Source organism: Streptomyces sp. NPDC096310 (assembly GCF_044763125.1).
Lineage (GTDB): Bacteria > Actinomycetota > Actinomycetes > Streptomycetales > Streptomycetaceae > Streptomyces.
Window position 1 is genome coordinate 564,587 of record NZ_JBIWFO010000002.1, and the last position, 18,744, is coordinate 583,330.

The window sequence follows — 18,744 nt, forward strand, 5'->3', positions numbered from 1 at the left end:
GGAGGATGCGGGGGGCCCTCTGTTCAGCGCGCCCGATTTGACGCTAGCGTGGAGGCACCTTTGCACACGCGGGAGCTCGGAGCACCGGGCTGAGAGGGCGCTGACGTGTAGTCCCGGGGACGGAACCCCGGACACCTGCGCTGCGCCGACCGCTGAACCTGTTACCGGGTAATGCCGGCGTAGGGAGTAGGTCTCATGACCCATCAGGACGCACACACGCCTGCCTCCAGCTCGGAGGGCAGCAGCGCGGACCCGGCCCCCTCGGGCGAGGCCGCGGGCGGACGCTCCATCGGCTGGCACAAGGGATACATCGAGGGCTCCCGCCCCGATCTCCGTGTGCCGGTCCGCCAGGTCCACCTCACCAACGGCGAGGACGTCACGCTGTACGACACCTCGGGGCCGTACACCGACCCCACCGTCGAGACCGACGTACGCCGCGGTCTCGCGCCGCTGCGGGAGAACTGGATCATCGGCCGCGGCGACACCGAGGAATACGCGGGCCGACCGCCGCGCCCCGAGGACGACGGGCTCAAGCACACCTCCCCGCGCGGCGGGCTGCTCGGGAGCGGGACGACGGATCTGCGGGGCCTCGACGCGGTCTTCCCCGGGCGGCCCCGCCAGCCGCGCCGGACCCGCACGGACCGGGCGGTCACCCAGCTCGCGTACGCCCGCCGGGGAGAGATCACCCCGGAGATGGAGTACGTCGCGATCCGCGAGAACGTCGCCCCTGAGGTGGTCCGCGAGGAGATCGCCGCGGGCCGCGCCGTGCTGCCGGCCAATGTCAATCACCCGGAGACCGAGCCGATGATCATCGGCAAGCGGTTCCTGGTGAAGGTCAACGCCAACATCGGCAACTCCGCGGTCACCTCCTCCATCGAGGAGGAGGTGGAGAAGATGACGTGGGCGACCCGCTGGGGCGCGGACACGGTCATGGACCTCTCCACCGGCCGCAACATCCACACCACCCGCGAGTGGGTGCTGCGCAACTCCCCCGTGCCCATCGGCACCGTGCCGCTCTACCAGGCGCTCGAAAAGGTCGACGGCAAGGCCGAGGAGCTGACCTGGGAGATCTACAAGGACACCGTGATCGAACAGGCCGAGCAGGGCGTCGACTACATGACGGTCCACGCCGGTGTCCTGCTGCGCTACGTACCGCTCACCGCCCGCCGGAAGACCGGCATCGTCTCGCGCGGCGGCTCGATCATGGCCGCCTGGTGCCTCGCGCACCACAAGGAGTCGTTCCTCTACGAGAACTTCGATGAGCTGTGCGAGATCCTCGCCGCGTACGACGTGACGTACTCCCTCGGCGACGGACTGCGGCCGGGCTCCATCGCGGACGCCAACGACGAGGCGCAGTTCGCCGAGTTGCGCACGCTGGGCGAGCTGAACTCGATCGCCAAGAGCCACCACGTGCAGACCATGATCGAGGGCCCGGGCCATGTCCCGATGCACAAGATCAAGGAGAACATCGACCTCCAGCAGGAGATCTGCGAGGAGGCGCCGTTCTACACGCTCGGTCCGCTGACCACCGATGTCGCCCCGGCGTACGACCACATCACCTCCGGGATCGGCGCGGCGATGATCGCGTGGTGGGGTACGGCGATGCTCTGTTACGTCACGCCCAAGGAACACCTCGGTCTGCCGGACCGCGACGATGTGAAGACGGGCGTCATCACATACAAGATCGCGGCTCATGCGGCGGATCTCGCCAAGGGGCATCCAGGGGCGCAGGAGTGGGACGACGCGCTGTCGGACGCCCGGTTCGAGTTCCGCTGGGAGGACCAGTTCAATCTGGCGCTCGATCCGGACACGGCACGGGAGTTCCACGACGAGACGTTGCCGGCGGAGCCCGCGAAGACGGCGCACTTCTGCTCGATGTGCGGCCCCAAGTTCTGCTCGATGAAGATCTCGCAGGACATCCGGCGCGAGCACGGCGGAGAGATGGCGGGCGGCGCGGGTGAGTCCGGGGCGGACGGGCCAGGGGCGCCGGCGGGCGAGATCGAGGCGGGCATGGCGGAGAAGTCCAGGGAGTTCGCCGCGGCCGGCAACCGGGTCTATCTGCCGCTGGCCGACTGACCGTCACGGCACCGGGCTGGGCGCCTGTCACGGACCCACGCGGGCCCCCCGTACCGCTCTGGAGTCCCCGCGGCCCCGGCGACAGGCACCGGGCCCGGCCCCGGCCGGCCCCCGGGCGCCCGGCCAGGTCATTCAGGCCGGTGCTCGGGGCCGCCGAAGTCGGGGCTGGTGAAGTCCGGACCGCTGAAGTCCGGGCTGCTGAAGTTCGGTCGCTGCCCGGCGGTGGAGCCCTCGTGGGGGCTGCTGAAGTCAGGCCTGCTGTAGCCGATCTTGGGAAGCTGCTTGACCGAACGGGGCGGGCTCGGCGCCGCCGGGTCCGCGCTCGGGTCGTCGAGAGCCGCCCGCAGGAAGGGCAGGATGCCGCGCTCCAGCAGGGCGTGGCGCCAGGCCTCGCGCGCCCGGGCGACCTCGTCGGGCAGCTCTCCGCCGGCCGTCTCGTCGGCGGGGAGCTGTGTCGAGCTGTTGCGCAGCGCGGTGACCAGCAGCCCCACCGCGGCGGCCAGGATGCCCAGCGCGGTGACGGCCGCGAAGAACCAGCCCACGGCGAGCATGCTGTCCGCGAAGGCGGGTGCCGGGTCGAGCGCCTTCAGCAGAAAGCCCACCAGCAGGAAGATCGCCGCCGCGGTGCCGCCGAGGACCGGCACCAGGACCGTGATGACGGCCGTGAGCCCGGCACCGGAGTCCGTCGTGGCGTCCTCGGCCGGGTCCATCACCGAGTCGCGTACCGATGTGGCGGTGCCCGGCGAGCGGAACTCCCCGCGGATCTTGGCGTAGTGCTCGTACTCGGCCGCCGCCGGCGCGGTGATCCGGTCCGTCGCGTTCAGCGCCATGGTGCGCAACTGCTCCGCGTTGAGCCGCTGCCCGATCGTGGCGAGGTCCGGACGTTCGTGCGCATTGCGCAGCACATCGCCAAGGATCCGCTCGAAATCCGCGCGATCCTCGCTCAGCAGGTGCGGAGCGCTTTTCATGTGCATCCCCCGATACTCCGTGGGGCCGTAGCGCCCGTGTGGAACGAGCCGCAGTCGGCGGAAACGGAGGAGAGCCTGCTACGGATAAGCCGATGGTAGAGCGATTTTGGCGTGGCGTGACAGGGGGTTTCCGGAAAACACCTGTCCTACATTGACGATTTGGCCAACGGAAGCTGTACGACCAGCAGTTTTCCTGCCATCGTCACTCCGCCGTCCATGGCGATGGCCAGTCCGTCGGCATATACGTGTGGCCCTTCCACCACCGGTCCGGTGTCGTCTTCGTCATCCGACGCGTCTTCTGTGCCGACTTCGCCGAGCAGATAGGGAATCGGGCTGTGGCCGTGTACGACACGTCCTCCGCCGTACTGGGAGAGGAGTTCCTGGACCGCCTGCGGGCCGCCTTCGTCACGGAACGCGAAGCGTTTGGTGAGTTTGCGGAAGAGGTCCCAGCATTCGTCGGCGTCATTGCGCGTGAGGATCTGGTGGACCGCGTCGTTGACGTCGTCGATGGAGGAACCGTAGTCGAGATAGGCCGTGGTGTCGGAGTGCATCAGCAGATGCCCGTCCTCCTCGACGACCGCGTCGAGCCGGGACATCCACTGGAGATGGACGTCCTGGAGGCGCTCCATGTCGGTGCGCTGGCCGCCGTTGAGGATCCACGCGGCCTGGAAGGTGGCGGTGCCCGCACCGGAGTTGACGGGGGTGTCGCCGAACCGCCTGGCGCCGATGAGAAGTAGTTCGTGATTGCCCATCAGGGCCTTGCAGTAGCCGCCGGCCGCCGCGGCCTCCGCGGAGAGCCGCATGACGAGGTCGATGACGCCGATACCGTCGGGGCCCCGGTCGGTGAAGTCGCCGAGGAACCAGAGGCGGGCGTTGCCGGCAGCCCACCGGCGCTCGGCGTCGATGAGGCCCTGTTCGGCGAGGGCGCCGACGAGCTCGTCGAGGTAGCCGTGCACGTCACCGACGACGAAGAGCGGCCCGGGTCCCTCGGATCCGTTGGCCTCGGCGGGGGCGGCGCCGACCTGCGCGGTGTCGGTGTCGCCCTGGCCGACCCTCGTGATCACCGGGAGGTCGCGTTCGGTGGGGGTGTACCCCTCAGGCATCTCGTCGGCGGGGATCGCGTCGCCGGGGTGGGCCGAGGCGGTGGCCGGGTGTTCGGGGGCGCCGGGCCCGTCCGTGTGCTCGGCGGGGCGCCGCGGCTCCTCGGGCGCGCCGGGAGGGTGTTCCGCGGTCGCCGCGAGGGGTTCCGGGCCGGCCTCGGGGGCGGTGTCCCGCTGCTCCGGTACGGCGACCGGCTGTTCCGGTACGCCACCGGGGGGCCCCGAGGGGCTGCCCGGCGCGGGGCCGGCCGATGCGGGCTGTCCCGGCTCTCCGGACTGCACGGGAACCTGCGCGTACGGCGGTACGCGGAAGTCGCGCAACGTCGCCGTCCGCACCGCGGGTCCCTGACCGGCCCCCTGTGTCATCGACCCCTCCACCACCATCGTGCCGCCGTACACCTCTCGGCCCCGCCGCGCCGCCGGACGGGGTGAGCCCGTCGGCGGAAAAAGGGAAGGTCCGTGGTGTCGTGCGCCCATCATAGGAATGACCTCGGGCCTCTGTGACGCACCAGGGGTGGTGAATCCGATCGTACCGCCGGTTCGGCGGCTGTTTTCTCGCTGATCGCCCGAAATGCGGAAGGTCCGGCCGTTCGGCCGCCGGCGGGGATCCGCGGGTCGGGTGGCGTCGTACCGCCGTGAACACGGGGCTGTGGGCGGTCGCGTCCCGCTTTCGTACCGCCTCCGTACCGGTTCCGTACGGCGCCGGTACGGAGACGGATCGGCCGGAAACATACCGGCCGGCTCGCCGGTTCCGTACCGATCCCGTGGGGCGCGGCCCGTACGGGACCGGCCGCACGGCCCGTACGGGACCCGCCGTCGCGTAGCGACTCGGACCCGTCGGCGTGTGCGGCGCCGGGTCCGTGCCGGGTCCGTGCCGGGTACGGTGCCGGTCAGTCGCCCGCCGGGGAGCGGGGCGCGCTGACCGTGGTGCGCGGCGGGCGCCGCTGCGAGGAGGTCCGGATGATCAGCTCGGTCGGTATCACCTGCTCGACCGGCCGGTCCGTCTCGATCCCCTCGATGGCGTCGATGAGGAGCTGGATGACGGCGGTGCCGATACGGCGCGGCTTCAGCGAGAGCGTGGTGACGGGCGGTTCGGTGGAGGCGTACACCGTGGACTCGCTGCAGCAGACGATCAGCAGGTCCTCGGGGACCCGCAGCCCGTACCGCCGGGCGGCGGCGAGCAGATCGGTGCCGTTGGGGTCGAAGAGGCCGTAGACGGCGTCGGGGCGGTCCGGGCGGGCCAGCAGCCGGTCGGCGGCGACGGCCCCGGCGCACGGGTCGTGGGCGGGGTAGGACTCGTAGACCGGGTCCTGGCCGACGCGTTCGCACCAGTGCAGGTACGCCGTGGTGGAGAGCCGGGTGTAGGTGTCCGTGGTGGTGCCGGTGAGCAGCCCGATACGGCGGGCCCCGGCGTCGGCGAGATGGTCGAGCAGGTCGAGGACGGCCGCCTCGTGGTCGTTGTCGACCCAGGCGGTGACGGGGAGGGTGCCCGCGGGCCGGCCGTCGGAGACGACGGGCAGGCCCTGGCGGACTAGTTCGGCGACGACGGGATCGTGGTCGGAGGGGTCGATGACCACGGTCCCGTCGAGGGCGACGTTCGCCCAGACGTCGTGGCGGGAGGTGGCGGGGAGGATGACGAGGGCGTAGCCGCGGGCGAGCGCGGCCGAGGTCGCGGCCCTGGCCATCTCGGCGAAGTAGGCGAACTCGGTGAAGGTGAAAGGTTCATCCCCGTACGTGGTCACGGTCAGGCCGATGAGCCCTGACTTGCCGGTACGGAGGGTTCGGGCGGCGGCGGACGGCCGGTAGCCGAGGCGCTCCGCTACTTCTCGGACGTGGCTTCGGGTGGCGTCGGGTAACCGGCCCTTGCCGTTGAGCGCGTCCGAGACAGTCGTGATGGAGACACCGGCTGCGGCGGCGACGTCCCGGATGCCCGCCCGACTCTGCCGGCTTCCCCGGCGGGTTGTGTCCGTCCGGCTCACCTGGTGTTTCCCTGCTGCTGTCATGGCGAGCCGATAGTAGGGCTCGGGCGGGCGGTGTGGCCGGTCGCATATGCACCCGGCAGCAGGCACGTTTCTGCAAGACGAATCGGGGTCAACCTCCTTGGAAGAAGAGGGAGTTAACCGTCACTGCCATGGTCTCCTATGTAAGGAGCGGTCTGGACCTGTTGAGAGGCCCATGTTTCGAAGAGGTCTCAACTCACCTCTACGAGGGATGCGCGCCACGGCGCGAGCCACCGGCGCACGCCAGGGAGAGAAGTGCTCCCCCCCTTTCGCGACGCCCGCACTACGCGGCGATCGTCCATCCTCATAGGGTGAGCAGGATTGACGGCGCGGGGCCGGCCTGGACGGTGCCGGACCGAGCGACCGACCGACGAACGGCCGAGGAGGACCCGCGGTGAGCGAGACGAGCCCCAAGCTGCGCGCCGAGCTGGACGGCATCCCGACGTACAAGCCGGGCAGGCCGGCCGCGGCGGGCGGGCCCGTCGCGTACAAGCTGTCCTCCAACGAGAACCCGTACCCCCCGCTGCCCGGGGTGATGGAGCGGGCGATCTCGGCGGCCGGCGTCTTCAACCGCTACCCCGACATGGCCTGCACCGGGCTGATGAACGAGCTGGCCGACCGGTTCGGCGTGCCCGTCGCGCACCTGGCGACCGGCACCGGTTCCGTGGGCGTCGCCCAGCAGCTTCTTCAGGCCACGGCGGGCCCCGGCGACGAGGTCATCTACGCCTGGCGCTCCTTCGAGGCATACCCGATCATCACACAGATCTCCGGGGCGACCTCCGTCCAGGTACCGCTGACGGCGGGGGAGACACACGATCTGGACGCGATGGCCGAGGCGATCACCGACCGGACCCGGCTGATCTTCGTCTGCAACCCGAACAACCCGACCGGCACGGTGGTGCACCGGGCCGAGCTGGAACGATTCCTCGACCGGGTGCCGGGCGATGTACTGGTGGTGCTGGACGAGGCGTACCGCGAGTTCATCCGGGACGCCTCCGTACCGGACGGGGTCGAGCTGTACCGCGACCGCCCGAACGTGGCCGTGCTGCGCACCTTCTCCAAGGCGTACGGGCTCGCCGGGCTGCGGATCGGGTTCGCCGTCGCGCACGAGCCGGTCGCCGCCGCGCTGCGGAAGACGGCGGTCCCCTTCGGTGTGAGCCAGATCGCACAGGAGGCGGCGATCGCCTCGCTGCGCGCCGAGGACGAGCTGCTGGGGCGCGTCGGCTCGCTGGTCGCCGAGCGCGAGCGGGTGTACGGGGGCCTGGCCGGCCAGGGGTGGACCGTGCCCGTGTCACAGGCCAACTTCGTCTGGCTGCGGCTCGGGGAGCGCACGCTGGAGTTCGCGGCGGCGTGCGAGGCGGCGGGTGTGGTCGTACGGCCCTTCGCGGGCGAGGGGGTCCGGGTCACGATCGGCGAGCACGAGGCCAACGACCTCTTCCTCCAGGCCGCGGCGGCGTTCCGCAAGGAGCTGTAGGGAGTCACGGAGCTGTGAGGAGCTCTGGGGAGTCGTAGAGCTTGATCCGTAGAGCTTCCTCGCCCTCTCGCCCTCTCGCCCTCTCGCCTTCTTCGCTTTCACGTTCGATTCGTACGTCTGTTTCAGGGGTGGCCTCGCTGGGTCACCCCTGACGCATGTCCGGATCCGGTGCCGGAACAGGGGCGCCTGGCCCTGTTCCGGGGGAGTGCCGGTAAGGGACCCCCCCACGCGAAGATCCGGAAGTCTTGTGCGACATAATGCTTGTGAATGTGAACGCGTTCACAAGCTAGTCCGGTTCCAGGCGTTACGCCCCGGTCAAAACCGGCGTTACGCCCTCAGTCGCAGGGACAGGCTTGATGTAAGGAGAGAAGACGTGGATCTCGCTCTGGCGCCGGAGACCCTGGCGCGCTGGCAGTTCGGCATCACGACCGTCTACCACTTCCTCTTCGTCCCCCTGACGATCTCGCTCGCCGCGCTCACCGCCGGGTTGCAGACCGCGTGGGTCCGCACGGAGAACCCGAAGTACCTCAGGGCCACCAAGTTCTGGGGCAAGCTCTTTCTGATCAACATCGCGATGGGTGTGGTCACCGGCATCGTGCAGGAGTTCCAGTTCGGCATGAACTGGTCCGACTACTCGCGCTTCGTCGGTGATGTCTTCGGCGCCCCGCTCGCCTTCGAGGCGCTGATCGCCTTCTTCTTCGAGTCCACTTTCATCGGGCTGTGGATCTTCGGCTGGGACAAGCTGCCGAAGAAGATCCATCTGGCCTGCATCTGGATGGTCTCGATCGGCACGATCCTCTCCGCGTACTTCATCCTGGCGGCCAACTCCTGGATGCAGCACCCGGTCGGCTATCGGATCAACAAGGAATCGGGACGGGCCGAGCTCACCGACTTCTGGCGGGTTCTCACCCAGGACACCGCGCTCACCCAGTTCTTCCACACCCTGACCGCCGCCTTCCTCGTCGGTGGCGCCTTCATGGTCGGCATCGCGGCCTTCCATCTCCTGCGCAAGAAGCACATCCCCGTGATGCGCACCTCGCTGCGCCTCGGCCTGATCACCGTCGTCGTCGCGGGCCTGCTCACCGCCGTCAGCGGCGACACCCTCGGCAAGGTCATGTTCAAGCAGCAGCCGATGAAGATGGCCGCCGCCGAGGCCCTGTGGGACGGCGAGGGGCCCGCACCGTTCTCCGTGTTCGCCTACGGAGACGTCGAAAAGGGCCACAACGATGTCGCCATCGAGATCCCCGGGCTCCTCTCCTTCCTCGCCAACAACGACTTCACCTCGCATGTCCCCGGCATCAACGATGTGAACAAGGCCGAACAGGAGAAGTACGGCCCCGGCGACTACCGGCCCAACATTCCCGTCGCCTACTGGTCCTTCCGCTGGATGATCGGCTTCGGCATGGCGTCGTTCGGCATCGGCCTGCTCGGGCTCTGGCTCACCCGCAAGAAGTTCCTGCTGCCGCCCGCGCTGCGGACCGGCGAGGACGAAGTCCCGAACCTCGTCCTCTTCCGCACCAAGGCGCTCAGCCCCAAGTTCGCCCGGTGGTACTGGATCACCGCCCTCTGGACGCTGCTCTTCCCGCTGATCGCCAACTCCTGGGGCTGGATCTTCACCGAGACGGGCCGCCAGCCCTGGGTGGTGTACGGAGTGCTGCGCACCGCCGACGCCGTCTCCCCCGGTGTCTCCCAGGGCGAGGTGATCGCCTCGATGATCGTCTTCACCCTGCTCTACGCGGCCCTCGCGGTCGTCGAGGTCAAGCTGCTCGTGAAGTACGTGAAGGCCGGACCGCCGGAGCTGACCGAGGACGACCTCAACCCGCCCACCAAGATCGGCGGCGACCACGCGGACGCCGACCGGCCGATGGCCTTCTCGTACTGAGGAGTTGAGGAGCTATGCACCTTCACGACGTCTGGTTCGTGCTGATCGCCGTCCTCTGGACCGGCTACTTCTTCCTCGAAGGGTTCGACTTCGGCATCGGGGTCCTGACCAAGCTGCTGGCCCGCGACCGCGCGGAGCGCCGGGTCCTCATCAACACCATCGGGCCCGTCTGGGACGGCAACGAGGTCTGGCTGCTGAGCGCCGCCGGAGCCACCTTCGCGGCCTTCCCCGACTGGTACGCCACGCTCTTCTCCGGCTTCTACCTGCCGTTCCTGCTCATCCTCGTCTGTCTGATCCTGCGCGGGGTCGCCTTCGAGTACCGCTCCAAGCGGCCTGAGGAGAAGTGGCAGCGCAACTGGGAGCACACCATCTTCTGGACCTCCCTGATCCCCTCCCTCATGTGGGGCTTCGTCTTCGGCAACATCGTGCACGGAGTGAAGATCGACGCGGACATGGAGTACGCGGGCAACCTCGCGGATCTGCTGACCCCGTACGCGCTGCTCGGCGCGCTGGTGACGCTGGCCCTCTTCACCTTCCACGGCGCGGTGTTCGCCGCGCTCAAGACGGTGGGGGACATCCGGGTCAGGGCCCGGCGGACGGCGCTCGTGCTCGGGGCCGTCACCGCTGTGCTGGCCCTCGGCTTCCTGGCCTGGACGCAGGCCGACAACGGCGACGGGGCGAGCCTGGTCGCGGCGATCGTCGCCGTGGCCGCGCTGCTGGTCGCGATCGGGGCGGTCGCGGCCGGACGGGAGGGCTGGTCCTTCGTCTTCTCCGGGGTGACCGTCGTCGCGGTGGTCGCGATGCTCTTCCTCACGCTGTTCCCGAACGTCATGCCCTCCTCGCTGAACGAGGCGTGGAACCTGACAGTGACGAACGCCTCCTCCACCCCGTACACCCTGACGATCATGACCTGGTGCGCGGGGATCGCGACCCCCGTCGTGCTGCTCTACCAGGGCTGGACGTACTGGGTGTTCCGCAAGCGGATCGGGACGCAGCACATCGCGTAGCGGGTCCGGACGCAGCAGTGTCGTAGGTCGTCAGCGGTAGGAAGGGGTGTTTCACGTGAAACCAATCGATCCGCGTCTGCTCCGGTACGCCCGCGCCACCCGTCTCTTCCTGGTGGCCGTGGTGGTGCTCGGGGTGGCGGGAGCGGCGCTGGTGATCGCCCAGGCGATGCTGATCGCCGAGGTGGTGGTCGGTGCGTTCCAGCGTGGGTACGACGGCTCCGACCTGCGTACTCCCCTGCTGCTGCTCGCCGCGGTCGCCGTCGGACGCGCCCTGGTCTCCTGGCTGACCGAGCTGGCCGCGCACCGGGCGAGCGCGGCGGTCAAGTCCGAGCTGCGCGGACGGCTGCTGGAACGGGCGGCCGAGCTGGGACCCGGCCGGCTCGGCGGCCGGGGCACCGGTTCGCTGGTCGCGCTGGCCACGCGGGGGATCGACGCGCTGGACGACTACTTCGCCCGCTATCTGCCGCAGCTCGGGCTCGCGGTGGTGGTGCCCGTGGCGGTGCTCGCCCGGATCGTCACCGAGGACTGGATCTCGGCCGCGGTGATCGTGGTGACCCTGCCGCTCATTCCGATGTTCATGATCCTCATCGGCTGGGCCACCCAGTCCCGGATGGACCGGCAGTGGCGGCTGCTGTCCCGGCTGTCCGGACACTTCCTGGACGTGGTCGCCGGGCTGCCGACCCTCAAGGTCTTCGGCCGGGCCAAGGCGCAGGCCGAGGCGATTCGCACGATCACCTCCGAGTACCGCCAGGCCACCCTGCGCACTCTGCGGATCGCCTTCCTGTCGTCGTTCGCGCTGGAACTGCTCTCGACGCTGTCGGTGGCGCTCGTCGCCGTCGGCATCGGGATGCGGCTGGTCCACGGGGACCTCGATCTCTACACCGGGCTGGTGGTCCTGGTGCTCGCCCCCGAGGCGTATCTGCCGATCCGGCAGGTCGGGGCGCAGTACCACGCGGCGGCCGAGGGGCTTTCCGCCGCCGAGGAGATCTTCGCCGTTCTGGAGACGGAGCCCGCGGCGCGCGGTACCGGCGAGGTGCCGGCCACGCCCCGGCTGGAGCTGGAGGGGGTGACGGTCCGCCACGAGGGCCGTACGGAGCCCTCGCTGGACGCGGTCACCCTGACGGTCGAGCCGGGGGAGACCGTCGCACTGGTCGGCCCGAGCGGCGTCGGCAAGACCACGCTGCTCCACACGGTGCTCGGCTTCGCCGTACCGGACGAGGGCCGGGTACGGGTCGACGGCCGGGACCTCGCCTCCCTCGACCCGGAGCGCTGGCACCGGACCATCGCCTGGGTCCCCCAGCAGCCGTATCTCTTCGCCGGGACGATCGCCGAGAACGTACGGCTGGCCCGCCCCGACGCGGACGACACGGCCCTGGACACCGCGCTGCGCGAGGCGGGCGCGTACGACTTCGTGACGGCGCTCCCCCAGGGCGCGGACACCGTGCTCGGCGAGGACGGTGCCGGGCTCTCGGCGGGGCAGCGCCAGCGGCTCGCGCTGGCCCGCGCCTTCCTCGCCGACCGGCCGCTGCTGCTGCTGGACGAGCCCACCGCGGCGCTCGACGGCGAGACGGAGGCGGGCATCGTCGAGGCGGTACGGCGGCTGGCGGTGGGCCGTACGGTCCTGCTGGTCGTCCACCGGCCGGCGCTGCTCGCGGTGGCGGATCGGGTGGTCGCGCTCCCGGAGCGGCCGGCGGGAGGGCGCCCGGACGTGGTGCGCCCGGACGGGGTGGAGCGCCTGGACGGGGTGGTGCGCCCGGACGTGATGGAGCGCCTGGACGGGGTGGAGCGCCCGGAAGCGTCGGAACGTACGGGAGCGTTGGAGCGTACGGGGACGGCGGGGCCCGCGGAGGCGGAGACCGCCACCCTGATCACCGCCCACGACGCGGCGAGCCGCGAGGGCACCGTCGGCAGCGGCGCGGGCCCGGTACCCCGGAGCCCGCTCGCGCGGATGCGGGACGCCGCGGGAACGCTGCGCGGGCGCTTCGTCCTGGCCCTGGTCCTCGGAAGCTGCGCCCTCGGCTCGGCCGTCGGCCTCATGGCCGTCTCCGGCTGGCTCATCTCGCGCGCCTCCGAGCAGCCCCCGGTGCTCTATCTGATGATCGCGGTCACCGCGACCCGCGCCTTCGGCATCGGCCGGGCGGTGTTCCGGTACGCCGAGCGGCTCGTCTCGCACGACGCCGTGCTCCGGATGCTCGCGGACCTCAGGGTCTCCGTGTACCGGAGGCTGGAGCGCGTCGCGCCCGCCGGGCTGCGCACGGCACGGCGCGGGGATCTGCTCTCGCGGCTCGTCGCGGACGTGGACGAACTCCAGGACTACTGGCTCCGCTGGCTGCTCCCGGCCGGCACCGCGCTGCTCGTCTCCGTGGGCGCCGTCGGCTTCACCGCCTGGCTGCTTCCGGAGGCGGGCGCCGCCCTGGCCGTCGGACTGCTCGCCGCCGGGGTGGGCGTAACGCTGCTGAGCGGCGTGTGCGCCCGCCACACCGAGCGCCACCTGGCTCCGGCGCGCGGACTGCTGGCCACCCGGGTCGTCGATCTGCTCAGGGGCACCGCGGAGCTGACCGTCGCGGGCGCCCTGCGCGGCCGGCTGCGCCGGGTACGGGCGGCCGACGCCACGCTCACGTCGATCGCCTCGCGCAGCGCCGGCGCCCAGGCGCTGGGCGCCGGGCTCACCGCACTGATCTGCGGCATGACCGTGGCCGTCGCCGCGTACCTGGGCGTGCAGGCCGTGCACGCGGGACGGCTCGCGGGTATCGAACTGGCCGTGATCGTGCTGACCCCGCTCGCCGCGTTCGAGGCCGTCACCGGGCTGCCGCTCGCCGTGCTCCACCGGCAGCGGGCCCGCCGCAGCGCCGAGCGGGTGTGCGAGGTGCTGGACACGCCCGTCCCCGTGCAGGAGCCGGAACGGCCCGCCCCCGCGCCCGCGTCGCCGTTCCCGCTGGAGGTGCGCGGGCTGTCCGCGCGCCACCCCGGGCAGCGCCGGGACGCGCTCACGGACTTCGACCTGACGCTGACCGCCGGGAAGCGCGTCGCCGTCGTCGGCCCCTCGGGCGCGGGCAAGACCACGCTCGCCCAGGTGCTGCTGCGCTTCCTGGACGCCGGCGAGGGAAGCTGCCGCCTCGGGGGTACGGACGGTACGGACCTGGCGGCGCTCGACGGCGACACCGTACGGCGCCTCGTCGGGCTCTGCGCCCAGGACGCCCACCTCTTCGACAGCTCCGTACGGGAGAACCTGCGGCTCGCCCGTACCGACGCCGACGAGGACGAACTGCGTGACGCGCTGCGCCGGGCCCGGCTGCTCGACTGGGTCGACGCGCTCCCCGACGGGCTCGACACCCTCGTCGGCGAGCACGGCGCCCGGCTCTCCGGCGGCCAGCGCCAGCGTCTCGCGCTGGCCCGCGCGCTTCTCGCGGACTTCCCCGTGCTGATCCTGGACGAGCCCGCCGAACATCTCGACCTGGCGACCGCCGACGCGCTGACCGCCGATCTGCTGGCAGCGACCGAGGGGCGGACGACGCTGCTCATCACCCATCGGCTGCGGGGCGTGGACGCGGTCGACGAGGTGATCGTGCTCGACGAGGGGCGCACCGTACAGCGTGGTCCTTACGGTGAACTCGCCGCTGCCGAGGGACCGCTGCGGCGGATGCTGGAACGGGAACGGGCCGGCGATCTGCTCGGCGCGGCGGCGACGGCACCCGCCGCCGTCCTCGCGAGGCGCTGAATCCGACTTTCGGTGTGAAACAGCCCTTACTACTCTCGGACGCATGGAAGAGCCCGAGCCTCCGGACCCGTTGGAACCCCTCGATCCCCTGGAAGCGGCCGGCCTCGCGGCCGGCAGCCTGGAAGGGCTCTCCGCCGAAACCGCCGCGCGGATCCCTCAGCTCCTGGAGGCGATGTGCTCCGTCGGCGCGGGGCGCGGGCTGCACGCCACGCTCGACCGGATCTGCGCGACCGCCGCCGAACTCGTCGGCGCCCGGTACGCCGCGATCGGTGTCGTCGACGAACAGGGCGACGGCCTCTCCGACTTCGTCACGTACGGCGTGGACGAGGCCACCGCCCGGCGGATCGGCCACCGGCCCGACGGGCGCACCGGACTCCTCGGCGCGCTGGTCCGCAGCCCCGGGCCGATCCGGCTCGCCGACCTGACGACCGACCCGCGCGCGGCCGGATTCCCGCCGGGGCACCCCCCGATGCGTACCTTCCTCGGTGTCCCGGTCCCGGGCCAGGGCCCCGGCGAGATCGTCGGCAACTTCTATCTCGCCGAGAAGACCGGCGGCGCGCCCGCCGACGCCCCCGGGCCGGAGTCCGCGCCGGTCGCGTCCCACGGGGCGGGGGCCGCGGAGTTCAGCGACCACGACCTGCGGATGGTGCGCGTCCTGGCCACCGAGGCGGGCATCGCCATCGGCAACGCCCGGCTGTACGAGGCGGCCCGGCAGCGCGAGCGGTGGATCGACGGCTCGGTCGCCGTCACCACCGCGCTCCTCTCCGGAGGCTCCACCGAGGACGCGCTCACCGTCGTCGCGGAACAGGCCCGCCGCCTCTCGGACTCGGCGGCGGCCTCGGTGATGCTCCGTACGCCCAACGGCGAACTGGAGATCGTCGCGGTCACCGCCAGCCACCCCCGCGTCGCCCCTGGCTATCTCGTCCCGGCGGAGAGCCCCGCCACTGCGGCCCTGCTCGCGGGCGAGGCCGTCATCGTGGACGACGCCCGCACCGACCCGCGCGTGATCACCGAGATCGCCTCGCGGTACGGCCCGATCATGCTGCTGCCGCTGCGCACCGACGGCCGGGTGCTCGGCGCGCTGGTCATGCCGCGTGAGCGGGGCGCACGCGGCTTCGGCGACCGGGAGCGCACTTTGGCGGGCCAGTTCGCCTCGCAGGCCGCGCTGGCGCTGATGATGGCGGGGGCGCAGCACGACCGGGAGCGGCTGGCCGTCCTGGAGGACCGCGACCGGATCGCCCGCGACCTCCACGACCTGGTGATCCAGCGGCTGCACGCCACCGGGATGATGCTGGAGAGCGCCCAGCGCGGCACGGTCGCACCCGAGGTCCACCAGGGCATCGACAAGGCCGTCGAGGCGCTGGACGTGACGATTCAGGAGATCCGGGCGGCCATCTTCGCGCTCCAGCAGGGGCCGGCGGAGGCCCCGTCGGGGGTACGGACGCGGGTCCTGCGGGAGATCAACATGGCGGCGGTGCCGCTGGGCTTCACCCCCGCGTACCGCTTCGTCGGCCCGGTCGACGTGGCTGTGGGCGAGCCGTACGGGAAGAATCTGATCGCCGCGCTCCGGGAGGCCCTGTCCAACGCGTTCCGGCACGCGCACGCGTCCCGGATCGAGGTGGTGGTGGACGCGACCAGGCGGCTCGACGACGGCCGCAGGGCGGTGCGGCTGACGGTCGCGGACGACGGGGTGGGCATCCCGGCCGGCGGCCGGCGCAGTGGGCTGCGCAACCTCCGGCGGCGGGCCGAGGCGCTGGGCGGGTCGAGCTGGTCCGAGCCGGGGCTCGGCGGCGAGGAGGGACAGGACGGAGAGGACGGAGAGGCGGAAGGTACCCGAGGGGCGGCAGTGATCTGGGAGGTGCCGCTGTGAACACCGACCGCCGGCCCCCCGGTGGAGTTCTACAGGCGGGCCAGGATCTGTTCTATGACGACCGCGACGCCGTCCTCGTTGTTGGTGAGGGTACGGCCGGACGCGGCGGCCAGGACCTCCGGGTGGGCGTTGCCCATCGCGTACGACGTGCCCGCCCAGGTCAGCATCTCCAGGTCGTTGGGCATGTCCCCGAAGGCGACGACCTCGTCGGAGGAGATGGAGCGTTCGGCGCAGCAGAGGGCGAGCGTGCTCGCCTTGCTCACCCCGAGGCCGCTGATCTCCAGGAGCGCGGTCGGGCTGGAGCGGGTGAGGGTGGCGCGGTCGCCCGCCACCGTACGGGCCAGGGCGAGGAACCCGTCCGGGGTCAGCTCGGGGTGGTGGGCGAGCAGCTTCAGTACGGGGTCCGGGGCGCCCTCATCCGTCTCCTCGGCGCGCAGGAGCTTCTCGGCGGTGGCGATGGTCGCGCCCGGGTCCTGTGCGAAGGCCGGATACGCCGGCTCGTAGTTGATGCCGGTGGTCTGCTCGACCGCGAAGGTCGTCCCGGGGGCGGCGGCGCGCAGGGCCTCCACGACGTCCAGGGCGACCGGCCGGTCCAGCGGGCGGGCCGTGAGCAGCTTGCCGCCGGAGTGCAGATCGACCACCGCGGCGCCGTTGGCGCAGATCGCCATGCCGTGGCCGTGCACATGTGCGCTGACCACATCCATCCAGCGGGCCGGCCGCCCGGTGACGAAGAAGACCTCGATGCCGGCCTCCTCGGCGCGTCCGAGCGCGGCGATCGTACGGTCCGAGACGGACTTGTCGTCGTGCAGCAGGGTGCCGTCCAGATCCGTGGCGATCAGCCGGGGCCGGGCGGGGAGCGGAGAGGCGTCGGGGGCGGGGGCAGATCCACGGGGCGAGGTCACGGGGCCATTCTCCCGTACGGCCGCGCACGGGCGGGCGGAGGGGCGCACGTTTGAGCCGCCCGCCGGTACGCGCGCGTATCCGCCGGGCCGACCCGTACCTGACTGCGGGTGTCCATTGGGCAGGCGGCCCGTACCTGTACGTGGGTGTCCGCCGGCCCGGCCCGTGCGCGTCCGTGGGTGTCCGCCGGCCCGGCCCGTGCCCGTATCGTCGCCCGTATGCGTCTGAGTACCGTGATTCTTCCCGTCCGTCGCTGGCACGACGGTGGCCGCGACGAGTGGCTGCGCGCCGAGCGGCTGGGCTTCCACACCGCGTACACCTACGACCACCTGTCCTGGCGGACCTTCCGCGACGGCCCGTGGTTCGGGGCGGTCCCGACCCTGACGGCCGCGGCTGCCGCGACCGAACGGATCCGCCTCGGCACGCTCGTGACCTCGCCGAACTTCCGTCATCCGGTGACGCTCGCCAAGGATCTGCTCACGCTCGACGATGTGTCGGACGGCCGGATCACGCTGGGGATCGGCGCGGGCGGTACGGGGTTCGACGCCACGGCGCTGGGGCAGGAGGCATGGCCGCCGCGGGAGCGGGCCGACCGGTTCGCCGAGTTCGTGCCGCTGCTCGACCGGCTGCTGACGGAGGACTCGGTGACGTACGAGGGGACGTTCTACTCGGCGGTCGAGGCCCGGGGCATCCCGGGGTGTGTGCAGCGGCCCCGGCTGCCGTTCGCGGTGGCGGCGACCGGGCCGCGCGGGCTGCGGCTCGCCGCCCGGCACGGTCAGGCGTGGGTGACGACGGGGGATCCGAAGCTGTTCGAGACGGGGACGCCGGAGGAGTCGCGGGCTGCCATCAGCGGGCAGATCGACCGGCTCGGCGCGGCGTGCGCGGAGATCGGGCGGAAGGTGTCGGAGGTGGAGAAGATCCTGCTGACCGGCTTCACACCGGACCGGAACGGGCCGATGGAGTCGCTGGACGCGTTCGTGGACTTCGCGGGCCGTCACTTCGAGCTGGGGATCACCGAGATCGCGGTGCACGCGCCCATCCCGGACTCGGACTTCGCCGCCGACCAGCGGGTCTTCGAGCGGATCGGCACGGAGGCGCTCGCTCAGCTCCGTCCGTGACGCGTCAGCCCGGGAAGCGCAGGTAACGCGGGGGTACGGAGTCGGTGAGCCAGACGCCGTTCGCGCTGACGTGGAAGACCAGTCCGGCCCGGTGCATCGCCCCCGCGTCCACCGACAGCACGACGGGCCGGCCGCGGCGGGCCCCCACGCGGGTCGCGATCGCGCGGTCCGGCGAGAGATGCACATGGTGCCGGGCCATGGGGCGCAGCCCTTCGGCCCGGATCGCGTCCAGGGCGCGGGGCACGGTGCCGTGGTAGAGGTACGGGGGCGGCTCCGCGGGCGCCAGCTCCAGATCGACGGTAACGGTGTGGCCCTGGTTGGCCCGTATCCGGTCGCGCTCGCTGTCGAGGGTGAAACGGCTCTTGTCGTTGACGGCGACCACATGGTCGAGTTCGGCGCGGCTGATCCGGAAGCCGTGGGCGCCGGCCGCGCGGAGCAGTTCGCCGACCGTCACCCAGCCGTTCGGGTCGAGGGTGAGCCCGATCCGTTCGGGCTGGTGGCGCAGGTGTCTGGAGAGGTACTTCGACACCTTCAGGGTGCGTCGCTCGTCGGCGTTGTGCATCCGGTCAGCGTGCCGGGTGGTGGCGGAAGGCCGCCACCGGATTTTCAAGTTGTTGTGGCACATAGGTTT

Annotated in this window: 12 protein-coding genes and 1 riboswitch; of the genes, 7 read left to right on the top strand and 5 right to left on the bottom strand. The window is 71.5% G+C overall.

Annotation, left to right across the window (positions count from 1 at the left end):
- The first annotated feature begins 58 nt into the window (after positions 1 to 58).
- Positions 59 to 203: riboswitch (TPP riboswitch) on the top strand.
- Complete coding sequence (gene thiC / locus ACIQ7D_RS08010) at positions 196 to 2,076, top strand: phosphomethylpyrimidine synthase ThiC (RefSeq protein WP_403934867.1); 1,881 nt, start codon at positions 196 to 198, stop codon at positions 2,074 to 2,076. (Overlaps the previous riboswitch by 8 nt.)
- A 128-nt stretch (positions 2,077 to 2,204) precedes the next feature.
- Here thiC and ACIQ7D_RS08015 read toward each other — a convergent pair whose 3' ends face one another.
- From ACIQ7D_RS08015 to ACIQ7D_RS08025, 3 genes are all read right to left on the bottom strand, one after another.
- Positions 2,205 to 3,050: a hypothetical protein gene (locus ACIQ7D_RS08015; protein ID WP_403934870.1), complete on the bottom strand. Its 846-nt coding sequence runs from the start codon at positions 3,048 to 3,050 to the stop codon at positions 2,205 to 2,207.
- A 140-nt stretch (positions 3,051 to 3,190) separates the two neighbouring features.
- A complete protein-coding gene (locus ACIQ7D_RS08020; RefSeq protein ID WP_403935082.1) occupies positions 3,191 to 4,525 on the bottom strand; it encodes a metallophosphoesterase in 1,335 nt (444 codons plus the stop codon).
- A gap of 509 nt (positions 4,526 to 5,034) precedes the next feature.
- Positions 5,035 to 6,147 carry a LacI family DNA-binding transcriptional regulator gene (locus ACIQ7D_RS08025; protein WP_403934873.1) on the bottom strand — a complete coding sequence of 371 codons (1,113 nt, stop codon included), beginning with the start codon at positions 6,145 to 6,147 and terminating at the stop codon, positions 5,035 to 5,037.
- 391 nt (positions 6,148 to 6,538) lie between these two features.
- Here ACIQ7D_RS08025 and hisC point away from each other — a divergent pair, with 391 nt between their 5' ends.
- The 5 genes from hisC to ACIQ7D_RS08050 all read left to right on the top strand — a co-directional run bounded on the left by hisC (position 6,539) and on the right by ACIQ7D_RS08050 (position 16,095).
- Positions 6,539 to 7,618, top strand: coding sequence for a histidinol-phosphate transaminase (gene hisC / locus ACIQ7D_RS08030; RefSeq protein ID WP_403934876.1), 1,080 nt, complete (start codon positions 6,539 to 6,541; stop codon positions 7,616 to 7,618).
- A 373-nt stretch (positions 7,619 to 7,991) separates the two neighbouring features.
- Positions 7,992 to 9,500 carry a cytochrome ubiquinol oxidase subunit I gene (locus tag ACIQ7D_RS08035; RefSeq protein WP_403934879.1) on the top strand — a complete coding sequence of 503 codons (1,509 nt, stop codon included), beginning with the start codon at positions 7,992 to 7,994 and terminating at the stop codon, positions 9,498 to 9,500.
- Positions 9,501 to 9,514: 14 nt separating this feature from the next.
- Positions 9,515 to 10,507, top strand: a complete 993-nt coding sequence (gene cydB / locus ACIQ7D_RS08040) for a cytochrome d ubiquinol oxidase subunit II (RefSeq protein WP_403934881.1) — start codon at positions 9,515 to 9,517, stop codon at positions 10,505 to 10,507.
- 55 nt (positions 10,508 to 10,562) lie between these two features.
- Positions 10,563 to 14,225 (top strand): thiol reductant ABC exporter subunit CydD, encoded by a 3,663-nt coding sequence (gene cydD / locus ACIQ7D_RS08045; protein WP_403934884.1) that lies wholly within the window; start codon positions 10,563 to 10,565, stop codon positions 14,223 to 14,225.
- Positions 14,226 to 14,268: 43 nt separating this feature from the next.
- Positions 14,269 to 16,095, top strand: coding sequence for a GAF domain-containing sensor histidine kinase (locus ACIQ7D_RS08050; RefSeq protein WP_403934887.1), 1,827 nt, complete (start codon positions 14,269 to 14,271; stop codon positions 16,093 to 16,095).
- 29 nt (positions 16,096 to 16,124) lie between these two features.
- Here ACIQ7D_RS08050 and ACIQ7D_RS08055 read toward each other — a convergent pair whose 3' ends face one another.
- Positions 16,125 to 16,997, bottom strand: a complete 873-nt coding sequence (locus tag ACIQ7D_RS08055; protein ID WP_403934890.1) for a Cof-type HAD-IIB family hydrolase — start codon at positions 16,995 to 16,997, stop codon at positions 16,125 to 16,127.
- 216 nt (positions 16,998 to 17,213) lie between these two features.
- On the opposite strand from ACIQ7D_RS08055, the gene ACIQ7D_RS08060 reads away from it, so the two are divergent.
- Complete coding sequence (locus ACIQ7D_RS08060) at positions 17,214 to 18,113, top strand: LLM class flavin-dependent oxidoreductase (protein ID WP_403934893.1); 900 nt, start codon at positions 17,214 to 17,216, stop codon at positions 18,111 to 18,113.
- Positions 18,114 to 18,117: 4 nt separating this feature from the next.
- On the opposite strand, the gene ACIQ7D_RS08065 is transcribed toward ACIQ7D_RS08060, so the two are convergent.
- Positions 18,118 to 18,675 carry an RNA 2'-phosphotransferase gene (locus ACIQ7D_RS08065; protein WP_403934896.1) on the bottom strand — a complete coding sequence of 186 codons (558 nt, stop codon included), beginning with the start codon at positions 18,673 to 18,675 and terminating at the stop codon, positions 18,118 to 18,120.
- Between the last annotated feature and the right edge of the window lie 69 nt (positions 18,676 to 18,744).